Raw genomic sequence first — 23,724 nt, 5'->3', positions numbered from 1 at the left:
GGGTTCCGGACGGCTGGGTGGGCCTCCGGGCAGATCAGGGCTGGTGCGATGAACGGTCGAACAGTGCCACCTGTGGAGCTTGCTGTCAGGGCCGCGTCAAAAGGTTGGCCGGAAACGGTCCGTTGTCCGAAGAGGCGCATCCGGTATCCGGACCATTCGCCTTTGTGTGGCAGGGAAGAGGGGCCCAGGAACCGGAGTCGGATCTACCGGTTGCTAACGCTTGGACAACAAGAGGCCCTGTTCGGAAGAACGGCATTTAACGTACGGGTGTTTGTCGTACTGTTTCCCGGTGCGTGAGTTGTCCGCTGTGAGGGGAAGCCGTGGACACGCGCCACTGTCATATGACCACGTGCCAGGGGGGCCCATGAGGCATGTCCATTTTCCTGCGCAAAGAGTGGCAAGGACGGGAGCCGAACCAGCCGCTCCGGCCCGCCGACTCGGCGACAAGGCCGGTTGGTACCTGCCGGCGGCCGTCACCGCCGACTTCCTCGGCGCCGCCGTTCCCGTAGGACTCGTCTTCGAGGCCGCGCAGCAGGTCCGGCCCGTGTACTGCGCTCTGGGCGCCGCGCTGGCCTGGACCGGGGTGCAGGCGGTGCGGCGCCGGTACGCGGCCCGCGCGCTCGGGGAGTCCCGCGGTGTGCTGCCCGTCGTGCACGACTGGCTGATTCTCATCGGGGTCCTCGCCGTCGCCCGCGTGGTGACCGAGGAGAGCACCCCGCGGCTCTCCGCGCTCGGCGCCCTGCTGCCCGCCCTGCTCGTCACCGTCGCCTGCCACAAACTGACCTACCGCCACCTCTTCGCCGCCCGGCGCGAGGCCCACGCCGTCAGCCGGGTCCTCGTCGTGGGCGAGGCCGAGGCGGCCGAGGCCGTCATCGACCACCTCGCCGCGCGCACCGACCACCCCTATGTCGTCGTCGGCGTGGTGCCGGTCGGCGCCGGGGCGCCGGGCAGCGGCGTCCCGATCGCGTCCCGGCTCGACGCCGAGGCCGCGCAGGCCCCGAACGACGACTCCGACGCCGTGCTCGGCGCCGTCCGCAGCCACCACGCCGACCTGGTGCTGGTCGCGCCGGGCGCGCGGTTCGCCGGGGACCGGCTGCGCAAGGTCGCCTGGGCCCTGCACGACGCCGGGCTGGAACTCGCCGTCTTCCCCGGGATCGTGGAGGTCTCCGTCAAGCGGCTGGAGACCCTCTCCGCGGGCGGGCTCGCCGTGCTGCGGGTCGTGCCGCCGGTGAGCCGGGGCGTGCAGACCCTGCTCAAGTCGGTGCTGGACCGGATCGGGGCCGGGTTCGGACTGCTGCTGCTCGCGCCGTTCTTCCTCGGCATCGTCCTGATGATCCGCTTCGGCTCGCGCGGCCCGGCCTTCTACCGGCAGCGGCGCGTGGGCCGTGACGGGGCGCCGTTCGTGATGTGGAAGTTCCGCACGATGGTCGTGGACGCCGACGCCCGCAAGGCCGAGCTGTCCGGGGCCAACGAGAACGACGGCCTCATGTTCAAGATGCGCCGCGACCCGCGGGTGACCCGGATAGGACGGCTGCTGCGCCGCACCTCGATGGACGAGCTGCCGCAGCTCTTCAACGTCCTGACCGGCCACATGTCGCTGGTCGGCCCGCGCCCGCCGCTGCCGGAGGAGGTGGCGCGCTACGACGAGGTCGAGCTGCGCCGGCTCACCGTGCGGCCGGGGATGACCGGGCTGTGGCAGATAAGCGGCAGGTCCGACCTGTCCTGGGACGAGACGGTCCAGCTCGACCTCCAGTACGTCGACAACTGGTCCTTCACCAGTGACGTCGACGTGATGGGCCGCACACTCCGCGCCGTCGTCGACGGTCGCGGAGCGTACTGAGAGGCCGTGGGTGAGGTCAGCTCTGCTCGCGCCACCACCGGTAGGTGGAGGCGATGCCGTCCCGCAGCCCGATGCCCGGCTTCCAGCCGAGCCCCGTCAGGCGGCCGACGTCCAGCAGCTTGCGCGGGGTCCCGTCCGGCTTGGAGGTGTCCCAGGCGAGCCGGCCCGTGAAGCCGGTCACCTCGGCGACGGTCTCCGCCAGCTCCCTGATCGTCAGGTCCTCGCCGCAGCCGATGTTGACGGGCTCGTCGCCGTCGTAGCGCTCCAGCAGCACCGCGCAGGCCGCCGCCAGGTCGTCCACGTGCAGGAACTCCCGGCGCGGGGTGCCGGAGCCCCACAGGGTGACCTCGTCCTTCCCCTCGGCCGCGGCCTCGTGGAAGCGCCGGATCAGGGCGGGCAGCACGTGCGAGGACTCCAGGTCGAAGTTGTCGCCCGGCCCGTACAGATTGGTCGGCATGGCCGAGATGTACGAGGCCCCGTACTGCTTGCGGTACGACTGGACCTGGACGATGCCGGCAATCTTCGCGAGGGCGTACGCCTCGTTGGTCGGCTCCAGCGGGCCGGTCAGCAGCGCGTCCTCGTGGATCGGCTGCGGGGCCAGCTTGGGGTAGATGCAGGAGGAGCCGAGGAACAGCAGGCGGCCCACGCCGGCGGTGTGCGCGCCGGCGATCACGCTGAGCTGGATCTTGAGGTTGTCCTCCAGGAACTGCACCGGGTAGGTGCTGTTGGCCATGATCCCGCCGACCTTGGCGGCGGCCAGGACCACGGCGTCGGGGCGGACGTCCTTCAGGTACGCCCCGGTCGCGGCGGCATCGCACAGATCGAGGTCGGCGCGGCCCCGGGTGAGCACCTGGTGGCCGTCGGCGGTGAGCCGCCGGGCCACGGCGGACCCGACGAGGCCGCGGTGGCCCGCGACGAAGACGCGGGCGTTCGGGGGCAGGAGCGGCGAACTTGTCATACCGCCGATGATGCCAGTTTGCCGACACCGGACGCGGCGCGGCCCCGAATCCCGCGCAAAGCAGTCCGGACCGGGCGTGTACGGTACGCATCCGGCCCCCGGGTCCCGGGCCGCGACCGGCCCGCGGGACGCGCCCGCCGCCCCGGCCACGGCTCGGGCGAAGGCCCCGGCCAGGGCTCCGGCGACGGCTCGGACCACGGCTTCGGCCCCGGCTCGGGCCGGGCGGGGCCCACCTCTTTCACCACCACGAACCACAACGAATCCCAGGGGGACCCCACATGGGCAAGACCGCGCTGATCACCGGCGTCACCGGGCAGGACGGCTCGTACCTCGCCGAGCTCCTGCTCTCCAAGGGCTACACGGTGCACGGGCTCGTGCGACGGTCCTCCAGCTTCAACACGGAGCGGATCGACCACATCTACCAGGACCCGCAGGCGCCCGAACGCTCCTTCGTCCTGCACCACGCCGACCTCTCCGACGGCGTGGCCCTGGTGAACCTGCTGCGCGACATACGGCCCGACGAGGTCTACAACCTCGGCGCCCAGTCCCATGTCCGCGTCTCCTTCGACGCCCCCCTCTACACCGGTGACGTGACCGGCCTCGGCGCGCTGCGGCTGCTGGAGGCCATCCGGGCCAGCGGTGTCGAGACCCGGATCTACCAGGCGTCGTCCTCCGAGATGTACGGGGCCACCCCGCCCCCGCAGAACGAGGGGACCCCCTTCCACCCGCGCAGCCCGTACGGCGCCGCCAAGGTCTTCGCGTACTGGACCACGGTGAACTACCGCGAGGCCTACGGGATGTTCGCGGTCAACGGCATCCTCTTCAACCACGAGTCCCCGCGCCGCGGCGAGACCTTCGTGACCCGCAAGATCACCCGCGCGGTCGCCCGGATCAAGGCCGGGCTCCAGGAGAAGCTCTACCTCGGCAACCTGGGCGCCGTCCGCGACTGGGGCTACGCCCCGGAGTACGTGGACGCCATGTGGCGGATGCTCCAGCAGGACGAGGCGACCGACTACGTGGTGGCCACCGGCGTCGCCGCGACGGTCCGCGAGTTCGTCGAGTCGTCCTTCGGGCACGCGGGTCTCGACTGGAACGACTACGTCCGTTACGACCCCAAGTACGAGCGCCCCAGCGAGGTCGACGCCCTCATCGGCGACGCCTCCAAGGCCCATGACCTGCTCGGCTGGAAGCCGACGGTCCTGGTATCGGAACTGGCCAAGATCATGGTCGACGCCGACATCCGGCAGGTCGAGGACCAACTGGCGGGCGCAACGGTCCGCATCGACCGCTGAGCGTCTATATTTCGCCTACGATTCGCCGTGTCCCGGTCATGTCCCGCCGCTCTGCGCGGGCGTGACCGGGGCAAATCTGTCGTATGTCCGTAGCGTGCCCTCGATGCTGAACCCCGCTGATTCCACGTTGGTATGGAATGGGTCAAGTGAGGTGACCGGGCCTCGCACGAGCCCTAGTCTGCGCCAGTACATACGGCTGTTCGGATATTTTCAGCCATCAAACCGGGCGATTGCCCTGGGGGGCTCATGCGTAGATCCAGAGGGCTGACTGCTGCCCTCGTCCTGTCACTGGCCGGTACCGGCACCGGTCTGGGCCTGGTGCTGACGCCGTCGGCGTCGGCGCTCACCGCGCCCGTGAACTTCACCGCCGACGAACTGCCCACCTGGCAGCCGAACGGCATCGTCTGGGCACTCGCCCAGAGCGAGGGCACCGTCTTCGCGGGCGGCACCTTCTCCACCGTCCGCCCGCCCGAGAGCGCGGGCAGCGGCAGCGAGCAGGAGGCCGTGAACTTCGTGGCCCTCGACGCCGCGACGGGCGAACCCACCGCCTGCACGCTCTCCTTCACCGTCGGCGACGGCACCGCCACCGTGCGGGCCCTGACGGTCTCGAAGGACAAGAAGACCCTCTACGCGGGCGGCTACTTCGGCGCCGTCAACGGCACCCCGGTCTCCAGCCTCGCGGCCATCGACATCGCGACCTGCAAGCCCAGGGCGGCCTTCCACCCCGGCTTCACCGCCACCGTGCGCGCGCTCACCGTCACCGACGACACCCTCTACGCGGCCGGCGACTTCAACACCGTCGAGGGCGAGATCCGCGAGCGGTTCGCCGCGGTCGACGCCACCTCCGGTGCGCTCAAGCCCTTCGTCGCCAACGCCGACGAGCCCGGCCGCGCCGTGGAGATGAGCAGCGACGGCAAGAACGTCCTGCTCGGCGGCGACTTCTTCTCCGTCAACGGGACCAACAGCCACGCGCTGGCCGTCGTGGACGCCACCACGGGCGCCGTCGTCAAGCGCTACACCAACATCCCGTCGAACTCCGTCGTCAAGCACATCTCCGCCGACGCGACCGGCTACTACACCGCCAACGAGGGCTCCGGCGGCGGCGTCTTCGACGGCCGCCTCGGTCTGAACCCGGACTTCAGCGAGAAGTGGCGCGACCGCTGCCTCGGCGCCACCCAGTACGTCCTGCCCTACGACGGCGTGCTCTACAGCGCCTCGCACGCGCACGACTGCTCGCTGGAGCAGGAGTTCCCCGACGGCCGCCGCCGCCACCTGCTGGCCCAGCCCACGAACCACACCGGCGCCGCCCCCGCGCCCGTGGACGGCTTCGTGCGCGGCCCGCGCAAGCTCGGCTGGTTCCCCGACACCAACGACGGCCTCGGCGAGGGCATCGGCCCGCGCGTCATGACCGTCGCGGACAAGGCCGCCGCCACGTACATGTGGGTCGGCGGTGAGTTCACCACCGTCAACGGCGCCCCGCAGCAGGCCCTGACCCGCTTCTCCTCCACCGGGGACACCGGCGCGCCCACCACGCCGGTGGCCAGCGCCGCCGCCGTCAGGCCCGGCGAGGCCCAGGTCCGCTGGCGCACCAGCTACGACACGGACGACAGCGCCCTGACCTACCGGATCTACCGCAACGGCGCGGCCACCCCGGTCCACACCATGACCGCCGACTCCCTGGAGTTCGAGCGGCCCCAGGCGTCCTGGACCGACACCACCGTCAAGGCCGGCCAGGCGTACACCTACCGCGTGAGCGCGACCGACGGAGCGGGCAACACCAGCGCCCTGTCCGCCACCGCCCAGGTGACGGTCCCGGCCTCGGTCCAGGCCTACCCGGACCAGGTCCGCGCGGACGGCGCCGAGCTGTACTGGCGCTACGACGACACCGTCGGCCCCTACGTCGCCGACTCCTCCAACGGCGGCAACACCAGCGGCGTCCAGGTCAACGCCCCGGCCCTGCGCCAGAGCCCGGCCGCCGTCTCCGGCACCAGCACCGCGATGGGCTTCAACGGCACCAGCCAGAAGATCCACAGCGACCACCGCCAGTCCGTCGGGACCTCGTACACCATCGAGACCTGGTTCAAGACGGGCAGCAGCCGCGGCGGCAAGCTCATCGGCTTCGGCAACAACACGAGCAGCAGCAGCACCACGTACGACAAGCAGGTCTACCTGACCAACAGCGGCCGGCTGGTCTTCGGCGTCTACAACGGCTCGACCCGCACCATCTCCACCGGTTTCTTCGACACCTTCAACGACAACCAGTGGCACCACGTGGTCGCCACCCAGGGCCCGAACGGCATGGCCCTCTACGTCGACGGCCAGAACAAGGGCACGCTGAACACCTGGAGCTCCACCCCCTACGCGGGTTACTGGCACATCGGCGGCGACAGCCTCGCCAGCTGGCCGACCCGCCCCAGCAGCAACTTCTTCGCCGGCCAGATCGACGAGACGGCCGTCTACCCGAAGGTGCTGACCCAGGCCCAGGTCCGCAACCACTTCGACCTGGCCAAGGCCCCCACCGACACGGTCGCCGAGGTCAACGCGACCGAGGACACCTACATCAACCAGGGCGCCCCGAGCGCCGCCTACGGCACGTCCTCCTCGCTCGCGGTGCGCGGCACCTCGGCGTACGAGAGCTACCTGCGGTTCACCCTCCCGGCCGCCCCGGCGGGCCAGGTCCTCAAGGCCGCCTCGCTCCAGGTCAAGACCGGCACCCAGGCGGGCGCCGGCACCACCGACACCATCTCCGTGGTCCCGGTCACCGGCACCTGGAACGGTACGGACACCACCTTCAACACCAAGCCCGCCCTCGGCACCACCCCGCTCGGCTCGATCGCGGGCGGCGTGCCGGACGGCTCGGCGATCCACAACGTCGAGCTGGACACCGCCGCGCTCTCCCAGGTCCTGGGCACCAGCTACAGCCTGGCCCTGACGAGCGCGGGCACCGACCCGCTGTGGCTCTGGTCCTCGGAGTCCACGGCGGCCGAGTCCACCCCGCAGCTGGTCCTCACCTTCGGCCGGCCGTAACCAGCAGTAAGCGGCCGTAACCGGCCGTGAATGGAACGCCGCGGTGACCCCAGGGCCACCGCACCCGCAGTGATCACAGGAGTACGGGGGCCCGGCCACGAAGCCGGGCCCCCGTACCCTTGTCCGACCCCGTGAGCACAGGAGCCCCGATGTACCGACGCCCCGCGGTGGCCGCCGCTCTGCTGGCCGCCGCCCTGACCCTGACCGCCTGCGGTGCGGGCGGGGAGAAGGCCGCGGCCGGCGCGCCGGCGCAGGCGAAGCCTCCGGCCGCCTCGGCCGCCCCCGACCCGGCGGACGCCCCGCCCACCGCGCCGTCCGCCGCCGTCCCGCCCGAGGCCAAGCCGACCGGACCCGTCCTTCCCGACGCGAAGCTCGTCCCCAGGACGGGCAGCTTCACGGAGAAGGAGAAGACGTACCTGAGCGGGCGGGTCCCCGAGAAGATGGACCCGGCGGCCGTCCTCCAGACCGGCCAGGAGTCCTGCCAGCGCGTGGAACGCACCGCCAAGCGCGACAAGGACGCGGCGACCGCGGCCGTCATCGCCGGGGAGATCCCGGGCGCGAAGGACGCGATCACCCTCCTGTGCCCCGAGCAGAAGCCGATCCTGGCCGCGGCGGAGAAGGGCTTCGGCGACGGCCCCCGCACCTCGCCCGCGCCGGGCGCCTACCGCTCCCTGACCGTGAGCACCACCTGCTCCTGGGAGGCCAGGGCCAAGGACGGCTCCGTCCTCGCCTCGGGCCCCGAGACCCGCCCCGCCCAGCCCGACAAGACGAAGGCCACCGTCCCCCCGGGCACGACCGAGTTCACCTCGACGGGCTGCTACGCCTGGATTCCGGCCTGACCCCCGGCCGGGGGAGCGGTCTTGGAGACGGGGGTCAGACCGGCAGGTTCCAGCCCGGCCCGTCCTCGGTGCCGATCCATACGCGCTGGCGGGCGGGTGAGACCGTGATGCCGAAGCCTTCTTGATGTGGCTCGCCGGCCAGGCGATCCACGCGACCGCCCCGAGGGTCACCGCGACGGCACTGGCCCTGCTGGTGCATGCGCGGTCCCGGTGCTCGGTGCCGGTCATCCGGCGGCCCGGCGGTCGGCCGATTCCCCGGTCGGCTCCCCGGAGGGGTGGTGCGCCGCCCGGATGTGCGCGCGGTGGTCGCCCGCGGCGGACGCGTACCGCTCGGGGTCCCGGCCGGCCCGTGCCCTCTGTACCTTCCACCGGTGCTCACGGCAGGCCGCGCAGCCGGGGCGCGAGTTCGGGGTGCTCCTACCGAATCCCATCCGGCACACCGCCCTCCGGCACCGGCCCGGTGAGGATGGGCAACCGTGCCTCGTACCCCTCGCCGAAGACACCGACGGCCCGCCGGTGCCCGGAGGAGAAGAGCACCGCGAGACGTGCCAGCAGGGCGTCCGCCGACTGGTTCTCCGGGGACCGGGGTGTCAACAGCACCGCCCCGCTCCGTCCGCGCCTGTGCCCGTACCCGCGCCTGTACTCGTCCATCAGACCTCCCGTGTTCTGCCTCGTCTTCCTTCCAGCGGTAACCAAACCGTCCTGTGACTCTGCGCGGTACCGTTGTGACACGCTGCTGTGTTGAGAACGTTTAATGGCCGTCAGGACATCGGGAGTTGACCACTATGGCTGTACGCGCACCCAACACCGCACTGGCCGCCCTGCTGGCGGAGAGCGGCTGGAGTCAGGACCGGTTGGCGCGGGCGGTGAACCGGGTCGGCGCCGAGAACGGGACCCCCCTCCGGTACGGCCGCGCGTCGGTGAACCACTGGCTCGGCGGGACGGTGCCCCAGCGGGAGCGCGTGCGGCACTTCATCGCCGAAGCGCTGTCCCGCCGCCTGCGCCGTCCGGTCACTGTCGCGGAGGTGGGTTTCCCCTCCGAGACGTCACCGTCCAGCACCGATTTCCGTCACATCGTGGAAGGGCTGATCGAATTGTCTGACCCCTCGCGCAGAGGCGTATTAGGTGCCGGGCTCTTCTCCGCCGCGCTGACCATCCCGGGGTGGGAGGACCTCACCGAGCGCATGCAGGCCGTGAAAGCCGACCCGCACCTGAGGGTCGGGCCTGAGGAAGTCGCCGCCGTCTCGGCGATGACCGAACATCTGAGCGGCCTGGACGGAAAGTTCGGTGGTCGTTACGCCCGCCCCATGGCTGCGGCTTTCTTGAGCCATACGGTGGCTCCCTATTTGAAAGCAGACGCGTCGGCCGAAACCAGGAAATCGATGCTTTCTGCCGCCGCGATGCTCTGCTATCTGACGGGCTGGATGGCGGTGGATGAAGGGAACCACGGTCTTGCTCAGCAGTACTACGTCAAGGGGTTGGAGCTGGCGGCGGCTGGAGCGGACAAGCCGACGTACTGTCACATCCTGCGAGGGATGTCTGTGCAAGCTGCCCATCTCGGTCACGGTGTTCCGGCGGTCCGCCTGGCGAATTCTGCGGCGGAAGTCTCCACCGAGTCGAGTCCTCGCATGCGCGCATTTCTCGCAGGGCAGCAGGCTCATGCTTACGCGCTGGCGGGAGAGCGTGCAAACGCATTGCGCAGCATCCGTGAGACAGAACGTGCCGTAGATCAAGCGGAAAGCCAGATCGGCACTTTCGGTGGATTCACCTCCGCCACGCTGGCGTTCATGCTCTCCGAAGTCAGGCACGCTTTCGGCGACGCGAAAGGGAGCGTGGAATCACTCCAGGATCACTTCCGCTTGCGTGACGCGAGCGACAGCCGGAGGTCGGGAATCAAGTTCACCTTCCTGCTGGCTGAGAGGCAGCTCGGGATGGGACACCTCGAAGCCGCCTGCGACACCTGGGGCAAGGCGCTGGACGCGTATCCCCACGTCCATTCCGGATATGTCGACCAGCAGGTGAGGAAGGTCGGTTCCCTCCTCACCCCCTACCGTGCGAACGCGTACGCACGGCTGGTGCATGAGCGGGTGAAGGCGGGTATCCGGGCGGCCTGAACCCCTGGGACCTGCCTCCCCGCACCGGAACGCACCCGCCCCCGCCGGTCAGCGGCGGGTCAGGGCGGAGGTGTAGACCGGGAGGAGGGTGTCCAGGACCGCGTCCATCGAGAAGGAGTCCGCGGCGAGCGTACGGGCCGCCCGTGCGGCCCCGGCGTTGGCCGTGGGGTCCAGCAGGGCCAGGACCGCCGCCGAGACGCCCGCCGGACCGGGGTCGACCGCCCGGCCCGCACCCGCCGCGGCGATGTCGCGGGCCAGGCCGTTGGAGTGGGTCACCACCGTGGGGACGCCCACCGAGAGCGCCTCCAGCACCGACATCGGGAACGGCTCGTCCACCGAGGGCAGCACGTAGACGTGGGCCCGGCGCAGCTCCGTCAGGACCTCCGCGCTGGAGAGGGCCCCCGGGACCGTGAACCGGTCCGACAGGCCCAGCGCGCCGATCCGGGCGCGGACCGCGGCCAGCTCGCCCTCGTCGGGGCCCGCCACCACGAACTCCGCGTCCGGGTGCGCCGCCAGGACCGCCGGGGCCGCGTCCACGAAGTCCACCGGCCGCTTGCGGGCCTGTAGGCGCGCCGAGTACAGGATGCGCGGCGGCCCGGACAGGGCGGGCCGCTCCTCCTGCGCCGGGGTGCCGTTGACCAGCCGGACCGCCCGCGCCAGCGGACCGCCCACCACCGCGTCCAGGCCCTCGCGCTCGTGCGGGGTCAGGTACAGCACCGCGTCCGCGCCGCGCAGCAGCCGCCGCACCGCCACCGCGTCGAGCACCTTGGCCAGCAGCTTCTCGCTCGGGTCGACCATCCCGTGGGTCTGGAGCACCAGCGGCTTGCCGGCCCGCAGCGCCGCCAGGGCCACGGGCAGCGTCACCAGGTCCCGCGCCAGGTGGACGTGGACCACGTCCGCGTCCCGCACCAGAGCGCCCGCCGAGGCCAGCAGGGCGGGCGAGGTCATCCCGCTGAAGCCCAGCGGGAGCAGTCGCCGCGCCGGGAACAGCCGCGCCGCGACCCCCTCCACGGAGGTCGGCCACGGTTCGGGGAAACCCTCGCCGAGGGCCAGCAGCCGCGCCTCGTGGCCCCGCGCCCCGAGCCCCTTCGCCAGGTTGAGCGCGACCCGGACCGGCCCGCCGAAGGCGTGCGAGGGGGAGTGCAGGGTGACGGCGTGCAGGACTCTCACTTGGGCTCCTCGACCGGGCGCCTGCGCCCGTCCTGGGTCTGCAGGGTCAGGGCGGGCAGGTCCTTGTGGACGACCGAGCCCGCGCCCGCGACCGCGCAGCGGCCCACGGTCACCCCGGCCAGCACGGTGGCCCGTACCGCCACCCACGCGCCGTCCTCGACCACGATCGGCGCGTTGCGGTAACGGAAGTCGGCGGCCCGGTGGTCGTGCGAGCCGGTGCACAGCAGCGCCTCCTGCGAGACGCACACCTGCGCGCCGATGGTCACCGGCTCCAGGTTCAGCAGCCAGGCCCCCTCACCGATCCAGGTGTGGTCCCCGACCGTCAGCTTCCACGGCCACAGCACCCGCACCCTGTGCCGGATCAGCACCCCTTCGCCGATCTTCGCCCCGAACGCCCGCAGCAGCGCGACCCGCAGCCGTGCCGGGCAGAACCAGGCCATGAACAGCGTGTTCATCACGGCGAACCAGAGCGCCTGCGTCAGCAGCCCGCGCCCCTTGTCGTATCCGGCCAGCGTGAAGGCAGGAAGATCACGCACCGAAACCTCCCCCTCGTCTCCCCCCGGGCCGGGCCCGGAGGACCCCCTCCCGCAGGCGCCTCCCCGGGCGCCGCCCGCTCAGACTAGACTGCGCCCGGACCAGGCACATGGGGTGGGGGCAGCAGTGGCAACGGACATACGCAAACCCTCCGCCACCCCCCGCAGACCACCGGGGAGAAGGCCCCCCGAGGACGAGAGCCGGTGGGGCCGGGTCACCACCCCGCGCACCCTGCTCTCCCGGGCGCTGTCGGTCCCCCTGGCCCTCGGGTTCACCGTCTTCCTGCCGCTCTTCGTCGCCGTCCAGTCCGGCGCGGGCGCCCACGACGCGGTCTTCTGGGTGCAGTTGCTGCTCACCATGTACGCGGGCGCCCGGCTCTCCGCGATGGTGCTCACCAGCCGCCGCAAGCTCCTCCAGGGCTCGTTCTGGCTCTTCGTCTACATGGCGATGGGCGTGGCCCCGCTCGCCCAGGCCGTCCTGGGCCAGGTGCCGACCCCCGTCGTCGGACCCCGCTCGGACCTCACCCTCGCGATCGGCCTGGTGCTGCTCGGCTGCACCGCCTTCGACGTCGGCGTCCTGCTCGCCCGGCACCGGCCGGCGGGCCGCGCGGGAGGCTCCCAGAAGGAGGCCCGCCCGGTCATGGCCCACCGGCGCAGGCTCCAGCTCCTGACGGTCCTCGCCTTCGGGTGCAGCGCGGCCTTCGTCATGAAGCTCGGCGGCCCGGCCGTCTTCTTCTCCAGCCGCCAGGAGATCATCGCGGGCATCGAGGAGGCGGGCGTCTCCAACGGCGACGGCCAGGCCGGCCAGGCCCTGCTGCGCGGCTTCGGCACGGTCCCCGCGCTCCTCGCGCTGCTCCTCTACACGCGCTGGCTGATCACCTCGAAGTTCGCCCGCCGCAAGGTCTCCGTCATCGTCACCTGGGCGGCGCTGGCCGCGCTGAACCTGGTGGTCAACAACCCGATCTCCAACCCCCGGTACTGGTTCCTCACCGTCATGTTCGCGCTGCTCTTCACGGTGTTCCCGGTGAGCGCGGCGATGTACCGGGTGGCCCTGTCGATGGCCGTGGTCATCGCCCTGCTCGTCTTCCCGTTCGCGGACCGCTTCCGCTACGACGAGAAGAACTACAAGCCGGTCGAGACGACCTCGTTCCTGGAGCCGATGGCCCTCAAGGACTACGACCAGATCGGCATGTTCGCGAACACCATCACCTTCTCGGAGTCCGGCCCCGGCCATTTCTACGGGCGCCAGCTCGCCGGGTCGGTCTTCTTCGCGGTGCCGCGCGCGCTCTGGCCCGGCAAGCCGCGCGACACGGGCGTGATGGTCGGCCAGTGGATGGGCACCGTCAACACCAACCTCTCCTCCCCGATCTGGGCGGAGCTGTGGATCGACTTCGGCCCGCTGGGCATGTGCGGCGGGCTGCTGACCATGGGGTACGCGGCTGCCCGCGTCGACCGCCGCTACGCCAAGCGCGCCACCCGCAGCGCACCGCCGGGGAGCCTGATCTCGGTGGTGGTCCCGCTGGTCGCGGGGTACTCCTTCATCCTGCTGCGCGGGCCGCTGCTCCAGGCGTCCGGCCGGGTCGCCATCGCGGCCCTGTGCCTGGCGCTGGTGGCCACCTACCGCCAGGACAAGGACACCACCCTGCGCTGACCCGGGGCCCGGCCCCGGGCCGGCGCGCGGGGGCGTTCAGGCGGCGGGCGACGAGGGGCCCTGGCCTGCCGCACCGGCCGGAGCCGCGGCGGGCTCCGCCCCGGCCGGAGCCGGAACCTCCAGCCGGGCCACCCGCAGCCAGCCCGCCCCGGCCTTCGCGGCGGAACCCACCGCCAGACCCCACGCGGCCCCCGCCACGCCCCAGAGCGCGTACCCGCCGAGCAACAGCCCCACCGAGAGCAGCGAGAAGACGACCTGGAGGGAGAGCGTCGCCCTCGGGTTGAGCACCCGCAGGGTCAGCAGCGCACAGGTGCCCAGGCCCATGACCGCGTACTGGGCGCCCGTGGCGGGCAGCAGCGCGGAGGCGGCGGCCCAGGTGTCCCCGAGCAGCTCACGGCCCACCCGGTCCGGGAGCGCGTACAGCACGGCCGCCCACCCGGCGCCCAGCAGGGCCAGGGCCCCGCCCAGCAGGGCGGTCAGCCGGACCACGCCGCGCTTGCCGGAGGCCCGGCCCACCACCGGCGGCCCGAAGGCACCGGCGGAGTTGAACAGCACGTTCAGCGGCCCGAAGAGCGTGGTCGCCCCGCGCAGCGCGCCCACGGCCAGCGGCGTCGCGAAGACGCCGAGACCGAGCACCGCGAGCTGGCTGGAGCCGTTGCCCACGGCGAACTCGACCACGAACCGCTGCCCCAGGTGGCCCCGGCGCAGGTACGGGCGCAGATCGGCGCGGGCCCCGCGCACCGACGGCCGCAGCAGCCAGAGCCCGAGGGCCAGCGCGGGCAGCGCCGACAGCCCCCACACCAGCACCAGCCGCTGCGCCGTGGCCCCTTCGGGCTGGACGGCGAGGGCCCCGGTCACGCACACCAGCCGCAGCGTGTCGGCGGCCAGCGCCCGCCCGGGGGCGCGCAGCGCGGAGAAGCAGTACCGCAGCCCGTCCTGGAGCAGGACCAGCGGCAGGACCAGGCCCAGCGCGAGGAAGGCGTCCCCGGCGGCCCCGGGCAGCAGCAGCCCCGTCACCGCGAGCACCGCGCCCACGGCCGTCGAGGCCACCCCCGTGAAGCCCACGGCCGAGCGGCACACCGGGGCCAGCCGCTCGCCCTTCTCCAGGACGACGCTCTGGCCGACGTAGGCCATGTTCAGCCCGAGGAGCACGCTGAACGTCACGTACACCATCGAGAAGTCGGCGAAGCCGGAGGCCGAGGAGAGCCGGGCGGCCAGCACCAGCACCAGGATGTTGGTGGCGCTGGAGGCCGCCTGGTCCAGGACCGAGGCGACCGCCGCGAGGCCGCGCCGGCTCATCTGCGGCCCGTGCGGACCGTACGCAGGGCGACGGTGTCGCTGCCGTCGCCGGGGACGTGCTGCTCCGGCCCGGCCGTCTGCCGCGCGTCCGGACGCGGGGCGGGCGGCGCCCCGGCGGCGGACCCGCGACCGGCCCGCGGCTTCTGCTTGGCGGCGCGCTTGTCGACGGGGACCGGCGCGTGCAGCACGGCCCCGAGGACGGTGCCGCCCGCGCCGCTGATCAGCTCGCGGATGCGGGACAGGTCGCTGCGGTGGACGGCGCGCGGGTCGCAGACGACCAGGACGCCGTCGACGCGGTCGACGAGGGCGAGGGCGTCGGCGTACGAGAGCACCGGCGGGGCGAGGACGACGACGGTGGAGTTGGGGGAGTCGGCCTCGGAGACCAGCCGGGTGGCGCGCGGGGAGGTCAGCGCGCGGGCCACGTTGCGGACCCGCTCGCCCGGGATCAGGTCGAAGGCGCCGGACTCCCCGGCGTCCACGACGAGCTGGCGTCCGTCGGGCCAGTCGGAGTCCCCGGGCTGACCGGGGTGCCCGCCCGCGGCCGGGCCGCCCGGCATCTGGCTCCAGCGCGGCCGGCCGCCCGCGTCGGTCGGCAGCTGGCTGGCCAGGACGGGGGTGCGCAGGTCGGCCTCGATCAGCAGCACGTCCTTGCCGGTCTCCGCGAAGGAGGCGGCGAGGTTCACGGCCACCGCGGCGGCGGTCTCGCTGGAGCCGCGCGGGGCGACGACGAGCAGCCGGCGCCGGTCGGCGAACCGGGAGTCGTAGGCGAGCCGGAAGGCCACCGAACGGTACTCCTCGGCGAGCCGCGGGTCGGCCTCCCCGGCGGCCAGCAGCGGCCCGCCGCCGGTCTTGTCCCGGGGCAGGGAGCCCAGTACGGGGGCGCGCAGGGCGCGGGCGACGTCGCCCTCGGAGCGCGGCGCCGGGTCGAAGACGAGCCGGACCCAGGCGGCCAGCAGGCCGAGGGCCAGGCCCACGGCGGCGCCGAGCGCGAGCGACATGGGCAGCCCCGGGCCGTCCGGCCCGGTGGGCGGGACGGCGACGCTGGTGACCCGGCCCGGGGTCATGTCGAGGGCTTCGAGCTTGGTGATGTTGCCGTTGTAGCGGCCGACCTCGCTCTGGAGGTCGGTCTTGGCGGAGGTCGCGGCGTCGCGTGCGGAGCCCGCGGGCATCCGGTTGATCTCCTTGACCAGCTCGTCGAGCTGCTTGCTCACCGGGTCGCGCTGGTCCTTGTACCCCTTGACCATCTGGTCGCGGGTCACGTCCAGGGCCTCCTGCCGCTTGAACAGGTAGGCCTCGGTCATCGCGTTGGCGCGGGTGGCGGCCTCCTTGGGCGAGGAGGCGGTGTAGGTGAAGCGGAGCACCATCGACTGCGGCGGGTTGGTCACCTGGAGACCGGCGCGCAGCGCGGGGAAGGCGGCGGCGGAGACCTTGAGCTTCTTCGCGGCCTCGGCGGCGATGGAGGAGCTGAGCGCCACCTGCCGCTCGGAGCCGATGTTGATCGCCTTGTCGGGGGCGAGGCTCGGGTTGAACGGGTCGTCGGTGGGCGCGCGCAGCACGACGTCCGCGGTCGCGACATAGGTGTCCGCCGTGGATATGCCCAGGTAGACGCCGCCCAGCAGACCGATCCCGATGCCCGCGCCGATGAGCCGGCGGTAGCGCAGCAGCTGCCGGAACTGGTCCCTGAGGAGATCCGGCTCGTCCTCGGCAGGGGCCGCCGCCGGGCGGTTCGTCTCGATCACGACTGGATGCCCCCGAGTGCTTCGTCGATCAGTGCGTCGATACGGGCGAGGCCCGCTTCGCGGCTCAGGTGAGCCGCCACGTGGCGGGGCCCGGCCGCGCCCAGCGCGTCCGCGCCCGCGGGGTCCTCCGTGAGGGCCTGGACGGCCTTCAGCAGGGCGCCGGGGTCCTCCGGCGGTACGAGCACCCCCGCGCCGGAACGTTCCACCTCCTGGGCGGTGCCGCCGCCCGCCGCCACGGAGGCGAGGACGGGCCGGCCGGCCTGGAAGTAGGAGGTGAGCTTCGACGGCACGCTCATGTCCAGCACGGCGGCGTGCTGCGTGACCACGAGGATGTCCGCCGCCGCGAGGATATCCGGGAACTCGCCGTCGGCGGCAGGGGGGATGATGACCAGGTTGGGTACGTCCGCCGCGAGCGCGGCGAGGGCCGCGCGCTGACTGCCGTCGCCCATCAGGACGAAGAGGACGTCGGGGTCGATCCGGGCGGCGTCGACGAGGACTTCCAGCCCCTGCTTGAGGCCCATGTTCCCGGAGTGCAGGACGACGGTGCGGCCGGGCGCCCAGCCGAGGCGCGCACGGGTCCCGGAGCGCTCGGCGGTGGGCACCGGCACGTGCGACCAGTTGGGCACCAGACGGATGCGGCGCGGGTCCACGCCCATGGCGACGACCCGGTCCACGAAGGTCTCGTGGATGACCCCGACGAGGGTGCCCCGGGTCAGGGCGTACGCCTCGGCGCGGCCCGCGAGCGCGGCGGCCTTGTCGCCGCCGCTGATCCCGCTCTGCGCGGCGGCGGCCCCCATCAGGTCCTGGACGACCGGGACGTACGGGACCTTCCACCGCGCCGCGAGCCGGGCGGCCAGCACCCCGCCGGCCAGGCTGGGCATCTGGGCCAGTACCGCGTCCGGCTTCGCCATCCGGGGCGGGGCCACGGCGCCGTGCAGCAGGATCGACCCTTCGAACAGGGCCCGCTTCACGGCGGTCTGGCGCTCCGGGACGGTGTGCGCACGCCGGTGCACCGTCACTCCCGCGCGCTGTTCCGTGCGCCTGAGCGCCCCCTTGTACTCCGGTTCGAGCGACCACGACGGATAGTGCGGCATGCCGGCGAGGACATGCGTCTCGTGGCCGAGATCCGCCCAGTGTTCCGCGATCTGAGTGGCGTACGGGCCTATCCCCGCGTGCTCGGGGGCGTAATTGGTGGAAACCAGCAGCAGGCGCCGGTGACCGGATCTGGACACTGTAACGTCCCCTTCTCCCCTGAATGATGCGCTCGTCACCCTATGCGTTCACCGACGTGACGTAGAACGTGCACGCTATTGTCAGCTCATCCGCCACACCGGGGGGTGTGGCTTCTGGGGGTACAGATGACGGAGCGGGACATGACCGGACTTGGCGCGCCCGCGCGCAGACCGTACCGGGTCGGCTACGCGCCGGGCGCCTACGATCTGTTCCATATCGGACATCTCAATATCCTTCGCCACGCGCGGAGCCAGTGCGACTACCTGGTGGCCGGAGTGGTCTCCGACGAGATGGCCGAACTCGCCAAGGGCCGCCGCCCGATGATCCCGCTCGTCGAACGGCTGGAGATCGTCCGCAGCGTCAAGTACGTGGACGCCGCCTTCGTCGAGACCGTCCCCGAGAAGGTCGAGACCTGGAAGCAGGTCCGCTTCGACGTCATCTTCAAGGGCGACGACTGGCGGGGGACGCCCAAGGGCGACCGGCTGGAGAAGGACTTCGCGGAGCACGGGGTCGACGTCGTCTACTTCCCCTACACCGTGCACACGTCCAGCACCCAGCTGCGCCGGGCGCTGGACGTGCTCGCCCAGCCCTCGGCCGACCGGGCTCAGCAGGCCCCGCTCACCGCCGAACCGCGCTGAGCTCCCGGAACCACTTCGCGAGGAACGCCAGCAGGAACAGCCCGGCGACCACGCCGAACCCGGTGTACGCCCAGCGGAACACCTCGCCGCCGCCGAGCAGCAGGAAGACCAGGGCGAACACCCCGTAGTCCACGGGCAGCAGCGCTACCGCGCGCAGCGTCGAGGGCGCGGCGGCGGGGGTTCCCGGCGCCGCCTTCGGCTTCAGCTTCTCCGTCAGGAGTCCGCCGAAGAAGGTGACGACCGAGGCGAACTGGAAGGCCAGCGGCACCAGCAGCCAGCCGTCCGGGCCCGTCCCGTACTCCTCGGGGAAGCGGTAGAAGGCGATCAGCACACAGCTGTGCAACGCCGTGATCTTGGCGCAGTCCACGACGTGGTCGAGCCACTCGCCCGCCGCGCTGCCGCCCCCGCGCAACCGGGCGAGCTGCCCGTCGGCGGAGTCGAAGGCGAACCCGACGGCGAGCGCGGCCCACACGGCCGGCCCCAGCCCCCACGAGGGCGCCACCAGCGCGACGGACGCGACGGCCGCGAAGCTGAAGGCGGCGCTGATCAGGGTCACCTGGTTCGGGGTGAGCCCGATCACGTACGACCCGGCGGCCAGGTACCGCCCGGCGGGCCGGTTGACGAACCGTGAGTAGAGCGACACCCCCTTGGCCGACTTCTGCGCCCCGCGCAACTCCCGCAGCGCGGCTCCGACACTCGCCATCCGTACAACCCCCACCTTGGAAACACCTGGACCGACCCGGTGGCCCGGGCCACCCGATCGGCCGCATGTTCGTACGATCCGTACGAAGGGCACATCATCGCAGGGCGTACGAGGGCTCCCGCTCCGGATGCGCCCGTACGTCCGCGACCAGCAGGACGGCCAGGTTCGCGACGGCCACGAGCACCGCGGCGGCCAGCAGCGGGACGGCGGTCCCGGTGAGGGCGGCGAGCGGGGCCGCGGCCACCAGGCCCAGCGGGCGGGCGGCGAAGGAGATCAGGGTGTCGAAGGAGCCGACCCGCCCCAGGGCCCCGGCGGGGACCCGCCGCTGGATCTCCGTCTCCCACAGCGGGCTCATCAGCCCGACCCCGCCCATGCCCAGGAAATAGGCCGCCGCGCTCACCGGGACGGGCAGCCGCAGCCCCAGCGCGGCCAGGGACAGGGCGAAGGCGGCCGAGGCCACCGCGACCCAGACCAGCGGCCGGCGCACCGGGAGCCGGCCCGCGGCCCAGGCCCCGACGAGCAGACCGGCCGTCCCGGCCTGGGCGACGACGACCCAGGCGCCCTCGCCGCCGAGGGACTCCACGGCGATGACCGGCCCGAGGGTCAGCAGCAGCCCGGCCGCCAGGTGCCAGACCCCGTGGGCCATGACATTGGCCAGGAACCACGGGTGGCGGCGGGTCTGCGCCCAGCCGCCGCGCAGCTCGGCGCCGAAGCCGGGCCGGGGGCCGGTGGCGCGCGGGGCCGGGACGCGCAGCCCGCCGAGGGTGAGCGCGGAGACGGCGAACAGGGCGCCGGTCAGCAGGGAGGCCCAGCCCGCGCCGACGGACAGGGCCAGCGCCCCGGCGGCGGCGGGCCCGGCGACGGTCGCGAGCCCCTGGGCCACCATCAGCCGGGAGTTGACGCGCAGCCGTCCGGGCCCGGTGGCCACGGCGGCCACCAGGGTGCGGGCGGAGGGGGTCCCGAAGGCCACGCCGGCCCCGGTGAGGGCCGACAGTGCGGCCAGCTCGGGTATCCGTACGGGCCCGGAGAGCAGGAGGGCCCCGGTCCCGAGCTGGGCGGCGGCGCGCACGAGGTCGGCGGCGAGCACCACCCGCCGGGCGGGGAACCGGTCGGCGACCACCCCGGCGACGGGCAGCAGGAGCAGCATCGGCACCATCTCGGCGGCGAGGACCAGGCCGAGGTCGCCCGCCGATCCGGTGCGGAGCAGTGCGAGGGTGAGGGTGGTGGGGATCAGGGCGGTGGCGAAGGCGGCGAAGGTACGGCCGGCGAGGAGCCGCCAGAGCGTCGGGGTCATGGGACCCGACAGTATTTCGCCAGCGAATCATTCGTCAACGAAATAATGGGCGAGGCGGGGGCGGGGCGGGGCGGGGCCGGGGCCCGGGGGAGCGGGCCGGGTTCTCAGGGCCGGGTTCTCAGGGCCGGGTTCTCAGGGCCGGGTTCTCAGGGGCGGGCCGGGGCCCGTCGCCGGGGCCGGGACATAATGCGGCCATGGGCACAGAGGCGGACACATCCCCGGCCACCCCCGGGGCCGTACCCCCGGCGAAGGCACCGGCACCGGCCGCGCGGATACCGGGAGCGCCGGGACCGGGACCGGGAGCGGGAGCGGGAGCACCGGGGACGGCTCCGGCTCCGGCCGAGGATTCCGTCGACCGGCACATCGCCCGCTGGAGCGGCAAGGTCCCCTTCGACGTGACCGTCGAGGAGGTCATCACCCGCATCCAGCTCCTCGCCAAGCACGTCTCCCACGGCAAGGACCGCGCGCTGGCCGAGACCGGACTCCAGGCGTCCGAGTTCGAGACCATGCACCGGCTCGCCTCCCGGGGCGCACCCTGGCGGGCCCCCTCCGCCGCGCTCGCCGCCGAACTGCTGCTCTCCCCGGCCGGGATGACCGGCCGCCTCGACACCCTGGAGCGGTCCGGGCTGATCCGGCGGCTGCGCACCGCCCCGGACCGCCGCCGGGTCGAGGTCGAGCTGACCGAGGAGGGGCACCGGCGCTGGAGCGAGGCCATGCGCTGGCGCGGCATCGCCGACACGGAGATGGTCGAGCCGCTCGACGACGCCGAACGCGCCGCCCTCGCCGCCCTCCTCAAGCGGATGCTCCTCCACGTCGAGACCCGCTGAACCGGCGCCGGGCCCGCCCCGCCGGAGCCCGGTCGGAGCCCGGTCGGAGCCCGCCGGGGCCCCGCTCACCCCTCCCGGCCCACCACCTTCAGCAGCAGCACCGACCGGGCCGGGACCGTCAGGGGCCGCCCGCCCGGGTGGCGGCTGCCCGGGGCGGCGGCCTGGTCCTCCCGGGAGGTGTCCACCACCAGTTCGTACTCCGCCGCCCACGGCGCGCCCGGCAGCAGCCACTCCACCGGCCGCTCCCCGGAGTGCAGCAGCGCCAGGAAACTGTCGTCCGTCACCTGCCGCCCCCGCTCGTCCCGGCCCGGGATGTCCCGCCCCGACAGGTACAGGCCCAGCGCGGCGGCCGGCGCGTACCAGTCCCGCTCCGTCATCTCCGTCCCCTCCGGGGTGAACCAGGCCAGGTCCCGCAACCCGTCCGCGCCCTGCGCCCGCCCGGAGAAGAACGCCTTGCGGCGCAGCACCGGATGGGCCTGGCGCACCGCGATCAGCCGCCGGGTCAGGGTGAACAGCTCCCGCCAGGCCGGGTCCTGAAGCAGCGACCAGTCCACCCAGCCCGTCTCGTTGTCCTGGCAGTACGCGTTGTTGTTGCCGCCCTGCGTCCGCCCGAACTCGTCGCCCGCCACCAGCATCGGCACCCCGGTCGACAGCAGCAGCGTGGTCAGCAGGTTGCGCAACTGGCGCCGGCGCAGCGCCCCGGTCCGGGGGTCGGCGCCCTCCGGGGGATCGCCCTCCACCCCGCAGTTCCACGACCGGTTGTCGTTGGTGCCGTCCCGCCCCGCCTCCCCGTTGGCCTCGTTGTGCTTGCGCTCGTACGACACCAGGTCGCGCAGGGTGAAACCGTCGTGCGCGGTCACGAAGTTCACCGAGGCGTACGGCCGCCGCCCGCCCCACGCGTACAGGTCGCTCGACCCCGACAGCCGGTACCCGAGATCCCGCACGTCGGGCAGCGCCCCCCGCCAGAAGTCCCGTACGGAGTCCCGGTAGCGGTCGTTCCACTCCGTCCACAGCGGCGGGAAGGCCCCCACCTGGTAGCCGCCCGAGCCCACGTCCCAGGGCTCGGCGATCAGTTTGACCCGGCGCAGCACCGGGTCCTGGGCGATCACCGCCAGGAACGGCGAGAGCATGTCCACGTCGTGCATCGAGCGGGCCAGCGCCGCCGCCAGGTCGAAGCGGAAGCCGTCCACCCCCATCTCCGTCACCCAGTAGCGCAGCGAGTCCGTGATCAGCCGCAGCACGTGCGGGCGCCCGGCGTGCAGGGTGTTCCCGCAGCCCGTGTAGTCGGCGTACCGGCGCTGGTCGGACTGGAGCCGGTAGTAGCCCCGGTTGTCGATGCCGCGCAGCGACAGGGTCGGGCCCAGCTCGCCGGCCTCCGCCGTGTGGTTGTAGACCACGTCCAGGATGACCTCGATCCCGGCCGCGTGCAGCGCCCGGACCATCCGCTTGAACTCGCCGACCTGCTGCCCGGCCGTGCCCGAGGCCGAGTACCCCGCGTGCGGCGCGAAGTACCCGACCGAGTTGTAGCCCCAGTAGTTGCGCAGCCCCCGGCGCAGCAGATGGTCCTCGTGGGCGAACTGGTGCACCGGCAGCAGCTCCACCGCCGTCACCCCCAGCTCGACCAGGTGCCCGACCGCCGCCGGGTGGGCGAGCCCCGCGTACGTGCCGCGCAGCTCGGCGGGAACCCCCGGGTGGCGCATCGTGAAGCCGCGCACGTGCAGCTCGTAGATCACCGAATCGGCCCAGGGCGTCTTGGGCCGGACGTCGTCGGCCCAGTCGTCGTCATCGTGGACGACGACCCCCTTGGGGACGTGCGGGGCCGAGTCCCGGTCGTCGCGCACGGTGTCCGCGATGTACTGCTGGGGCCAGTCCCGGACGTGCCCGTACACCTCCGGCGGCAGCCTGCTGTAATCATTTCCCTCGGAGCCGTCCACCGCCCGCGCGTACGGGTCCAGCAGCAGCTTCGCCGGGTTGAAGCGGGCCCCCGTCCACGGGTCCCAGCGGCCGTGCACCCGGAACCCGTACCGCTGCCCGGGGCGCACCCCGGGGACGAAGCCGTGCCAGATCTCGTGCGTCAGCTCCGTCAGGGCGCACCGGGTCTCCGTGCTCCCGGCGCCCGGACCGTCGAACAGGCACAGCTCCACCGCCTCCGCGCCCGGCGCCCACAGCGCGAAGTTGGTGCCCGCCGTCCCGTCCGGGGTGATGTGGAAACGGGCCCCCAGCGGGTGCGAGGACCCGGGCCACACCACCGGCCCCGGGCGGGCCGGGACCCGGTGGGACTCTCCTCTGAAACCCCCTCCGACCTGGCCGTTGGTCGGACCGCCCGGCCTGCCGTTCGGCTGCCCGGCCGGCCCGCCGCCGGTCTGCGGCACGGGCCCGGCCGGGCCGCCCCGCACCGCGCCGCTGGCGTCCACGCTCTCCACGACGGCTTCCACCGCCTCTTGCTCGGCTGCGCTCGACACTGCCCGCCTCCACGGCTCCCGGGACCGACGGGGGCAGGGAAGACACGGCCCCGGCGTCCCTGCCGGGGCTCGCCCCCGTCTGGTCCTTCCCCCTGTTCTGCCCGG

At 73.0% G+C, this 23,724-nt stretch carries 18 protein-coding genes; 8 read left to right on the top strand and 10 right to left on the bottom strand.

Features of this window, described 5'->3' with window-relative positions:
• Window positions 1-364 precede the first annotated feature (364 nt).
• Entirely contained in the window at window positions 365-1,840 is a 1,476-nt protein-coding gene (locus ACIA5F_RS17040; protein WP_399353605.1) for a sugar transferase, read from the top strand.
• A 16-nt stretch (window positions 1,841-1,856) separates the two neighbouring features.
• Here ACIA5F_RS17040 and ACIA5F_RS17035 read toward each other — a convergent pair whose 3' ends face one another.
• Window positions 1,857-2,798 carry a GDP-L-fucose synthase family protein gene (locus ACIA5F_RS17035; RefSeq protein WP_399353603.1) on the bottom strand — a complete coding sequence of 314 codons (942 nt, stop codon included), beginning with the start codon at window positions 2,796-2,798 and terminating at the stop codon, window positions 1,857-1,859.
• A 278-nt stretch (window positions 2,799-3,076) separates the two neighbouring features.
• On the opposite strand from ACIA5F_RS17035, the gene gmd reads away from it, so the two are divergent.
• From gmd to ACIA5F_RS17020, 3 genes are all read left to right on the top strand, one after another.
• Entirely contained in the window at window positions 3,077-4,090 is a 1,014-nt protein-coding gene (gene gmd, locus ACIA5F_RS17030) for a GDP-mannose 4,6-dehydratase (RefSeq protein WP_399353601.1), read from the top strand.
• A 246-nt stretch (window positions 4,091-4,336) separates the two neighbouring features.
• Window positions 4,337-7,117 carry a DNRLRE domain-containing protein gene (locus ACIA5F_RS17025; RefSeq protein ID WP_399353599.1) on the top strand — a complete coding sequence of 927 codons (2,781 nt, stop codon included), beginning with the start codon at window positions 4,337-4,339 and terminating at the stop codon, window positions 7,115-7,117.
• Between the two features lie 149 nt (window positions 7,118-7,266).
• Window positions 7,267-7,956 (top strand): hypothetical protein, encoded by a 690-nt coding sequence (locus tag ACIA5F_RS17020; protein ID WP_399353597.1) that lies wholly within the window; start codon window positions 7,267-7,269, stop codon window positions 7,954-7,956.
• A 417-nt stretch (window positions 7,957-8,373) separates the two neighbouring features.
• Here ACIA5F_RS17020 and ACIA5F_RS17015 read toward each other — a convergent pair whose 3' ends face one another.
• Complete coding sequence (locus ACIA5F_RS17015; protein ID WP_399353595.1) at window positions 8,374-8,556, bottom strand: hypothetical protein; 183 nt, start codon at window positions 8,554-8,556, stop codon at window positions 8,374-8,376.
• A 185-nt stretch (window positions 8,557-8,741) separates the two neighbouring features.
• Here ACIA5F_RS17015 and ACIA5F_RS17010 point away from each other — a divergent pair, with 185 nt between their 5' ends.
• Complete coding sequence (locus tag ACIA5F_RS17010) at window positions 8,742-10,070, top strand: tetratricopeptide repeat protein (protein ID WP_399353593.1); 1,329 nt, start codon at window positions 8,742-8,744, stop codon at window positions 10,068-10,070.
• 48 nt (window positions 10,071-10,118) lie between these two features.
• Here ACIA5F_RS17010 and ACIA5F_RS17005 read toward each other — a convergent pair whose 3' ends face one another.
• Both ACIA5F_RS17005 and ACIA5F_RS17000 read right to left on the bottom strand, forming a co-directional pair.
• Window positions 10,119-11,240 (bottom strand): glycosyltransferase, encoded by a 1,122-nt coding sequence (locus ACIA5F_RS17005; RefSeq protein WP_399353591.1) that lies wholly within the window; start codon window positions 11,238-11,240, stop codon window positions 10,119-10,121.
• Window positions 11,237-11,776, bottom strand: a complete 540-nt coding sequence (locus tag ACIA5F_RS17000) for a WcaF family extracellular polysaccharide biosynthesis acetyltransferase (RefSeq protein ID WP_399353589.1) — start codon at window positions 11,774-11,776, stop codon at window positions 11,237-11,239. Before ACIA5F_RS17000 ends, ACIA5F_RS17005 begins: the two co-directional genes overlap by 4 nt.
• Window positions 11,777-11,900: 124 nt before the next feature.
• Here ACIA5F_RS17000 and ACIA5F_RS16995 point away from each other — a divergent pair, with 124 nt between their 5' ends.
• Entirely contained in the window at window positions 11,901-13,424 is a 1,524-nt protein-coding gene (locus tag ACIA5F_RS16995; RefSeq protein WP_399353587.1) for a hypothetical protein, read from the top strand.
• A 36-nt stretch (window positions 13,425-13,460) separates the two neighbouring features.
• Here ACIA5F_RS16995 and ACIA5F_RS16990 read toward each other — a convergent pair whose 3' ends face one another.
• Genes ACIA5F_RS16990 through ACIA5F_RS16980 form a run of 3 tightly spaced genes read right to left on the bottom strand, consistent with a single transcriptional unit; the run spans window position 13,461 to window position 17,664 of the window.
• A complete protein-coding gene (locus ACIA5F_RS16990) occupies window positions 13,461-14,723 on the bottom strand; it encodes a hypothetical protein (protein ID WP_399353586.1) in 1,263 nt (420 codons plus the stop codon).
• On the bottom strand, window positions 14,720-16,462 hold the full coding sequence (locus ACIA5F_RS16985; RefSeq protein WP_399353584.1) for a lipopolysaccharide biosynthesis protein: 1,743 nt from the start codon (window positions 16,460-16,462) through the stop codon (window positions 14,720-14,722). Before ACIA5F_RS16985 ends, ACIA5F_RS16990 begins: the two co-directional genes overlap by 4 nt.
• A complete protein-coding gene (locus ACIA5F_RS16980; protein WP_399353718.1) occupies window positions 16,459-17,664 on the bottom strand; it encodes a glycosyltransferase in 1,206 nt (401 codons plus the stop codon). The genes ACIA5F_RS16985 and ACIA5F_RS16980 overlap by 4 nt, the downstream gene beginning before the upstream one ends.
• A gap of 171 nt (window positions 17,665-17,835) precedes the next feature.
• Between ACIA5F_RS16980 and ACIA5F_RS16975 the strand changes: the two genes are divergently transcribed.
• Window positions 17,836-18,333, top strand: coding sequence for an adenylyltransferase/cytidyltransferase family protein (locus ACIA5F_RS16975; RefSeq protein ID WP_399353582.1), 498 nt, complete (start codon window positions 17,836-17,838; stop codon window positions 18,331-18,333).
• Here ACIA5F_RS16975 and ACIA5F_RS16970 read toward each other — a convergent pair.
• Together ACIA5F_RS16970 and ACIA5F_RS16965 are read right to left on the bottom strand one after the other, a co-directional pair.
• Entirely contained in the window at window positions 18,314-19,036 is a 723-nt protein-coding gene (locus ACIA5F_RS16970; protein ID WP_399353580.1) for a CDP-alcohol phosphatidyltransferase family protein, read from the bottom strand. The genes ACIA5F_RS16975 and ACIA5F_RS16970 overlap by 20 nt on opposite strands.
• A 94-nt stretch (window positions 19,037-19,130) precedes the next feature.
• Window positions 19,131-20,330 (bottom strand): MFS transporter, encoded by a 1,200-nt coding sequence (locus tag ACIA5F_RS16965; protein ID WP_399353578.1) that lies wholly within the window; start codon window positions 20,328-20,330, stop codon window positions 19,131-19,133.
• 194 nt (window positions 20,331-20,524) lie between these two features.
• Here ACIA5F_RS16965 and ACIA5F_RS16960 point away from each other — a divergent pair, with 194 nt between their 5' ends.
• Window positions 20,525-21,157, top strand: coding sequence for a MarR family winged helix-turn-helix transcriptional regulator (locus ACIA5F_RS16960; RefSeq protein ID WP_399353576.1), 633 nt, complete (start codon window positions 20,525-20,527; stop codon window positions 21,155-21,157).
• A gap of 65 nt (window positions 21,158-21,222) precedes the next feature.
• Here ACIA5F_RS16960 and glgX read toward each other — a convergent pair whose 3' ends face one another.
• Window positions 21,223-23,619, bottom strand: coding sequence for a glycogen debranching protein GlgX (gene glgX, locus ACIA5F_RS16955; RefSeq protein ID WP_399353574.1), 2,397 nt, complete (start codon window positions 23,617-23,619; stop codon window positions 21,223-21,225).
• Window positions 23,620-23,724 lie beyond the last annotated feature (105 nt).

The sequence above is a fragment of the Streptomyces sp. NPDC051567 genome, assembly GCF_044454165.1.
In the GTDB taxonomy this organism is placed as follows: domain Bacteria; phylum Actinomycetota; class Actinomycetes; order Streptomycetales; family Streptomycetaceae; genus Streptomyces.
Note: the sequence above shows the minus strand (reverse complement) of the source record. Positions and strands in the feature narration are given on the sequence as shown.

What these genes read in the sequence shown, in the direction of transcription:
- ACIA5F_RS16960 (WP_399353576.1), top strand. Translation starts at nt 20,525, where the DNA reads ATGGGCACAGAGGCGGACACATCCCCGGCCACCCCCGGGGCCGTACCC.
- ACIA5F_RS17025 (WP_399353599.1), top strand. Translation starts at nt 4,337, where the DNA reads ATGCGTAGATCCAGAGGGCTGACTGCTGCCCTCGTCCTGTCACTGGCC.
- ACIA5F_RS17010 (WP_399353593.1), top strand. Translation starts at nt 8,742, where the DNA reads ATGGCTGTACGCGCACCCAACACCGCACTGGCCGCCCTGCTGGCGGAG.
- gmd (WP_399353601.1), top strand. Translation starts at nt 3,077, where the DNA reads ATGGGCAAGACCGCGCTGATCACCGGCGTCACCGGGCAGGACGGCTCG.
- ACIA5F_RS16990 (WP_399353586.1), bottom strand. Translation starts at nt 14,723, where the DNA reads ATGAGCCGGCGCGGCCTCGCGGCGGTCGCCTCGGTCCTGGACCAGGCG.
- ACIA5F_RS16965 (WP_399353578.1), bottom strand. Translation starts at nt 20,330, where the DNA reads ATGACCCCGACGCTCTGGCGGCTCCTCGCCGGCCGTACCTTCGCCGCC.
- ACIA5F_RS16970 (WP_399353580.1), bottom strand. Translation starts at nt 19,036, where the DNA reads ATGGCGAGTGTCGGAGCCGCGCTGCGGGAGTTGCGCGGGGCGCAGAAG.
- ACIA5F_RS16975 (WP_399353582.1), top strand. Translation starts at nt 17,836, where the DNA reads ATGACCGGACTTGGCGCGCCCGCGCGCAGACCGTACCGGGTCGGCTAC.
- ACIA5F_RS17020 (WP_399353597.1), top strand. Translation starts at nt 7,267, where the DNA reads ATGTACCGACGCCCCGCGGTGGCCGCCGCTCTGCTGGCCGCCGCCCTG.
- ACIA5F_RS17035 (WP_399353603.1), bottom strand. Translation starts at nt 2,798, where the DNA reads ATGACAAGTTCGCCGCTCCTGCCCCCGAACGCCCGCGTCTTCGTCGCG.
- ACIA5F_RS17040 (WP_399353605.1), top strand. Translation starts at nt 365, where the DNA reads ATGAGGCATGTCCATTTTCCTGCGCAAAGAGTGGCAAGGACGGGAGCC.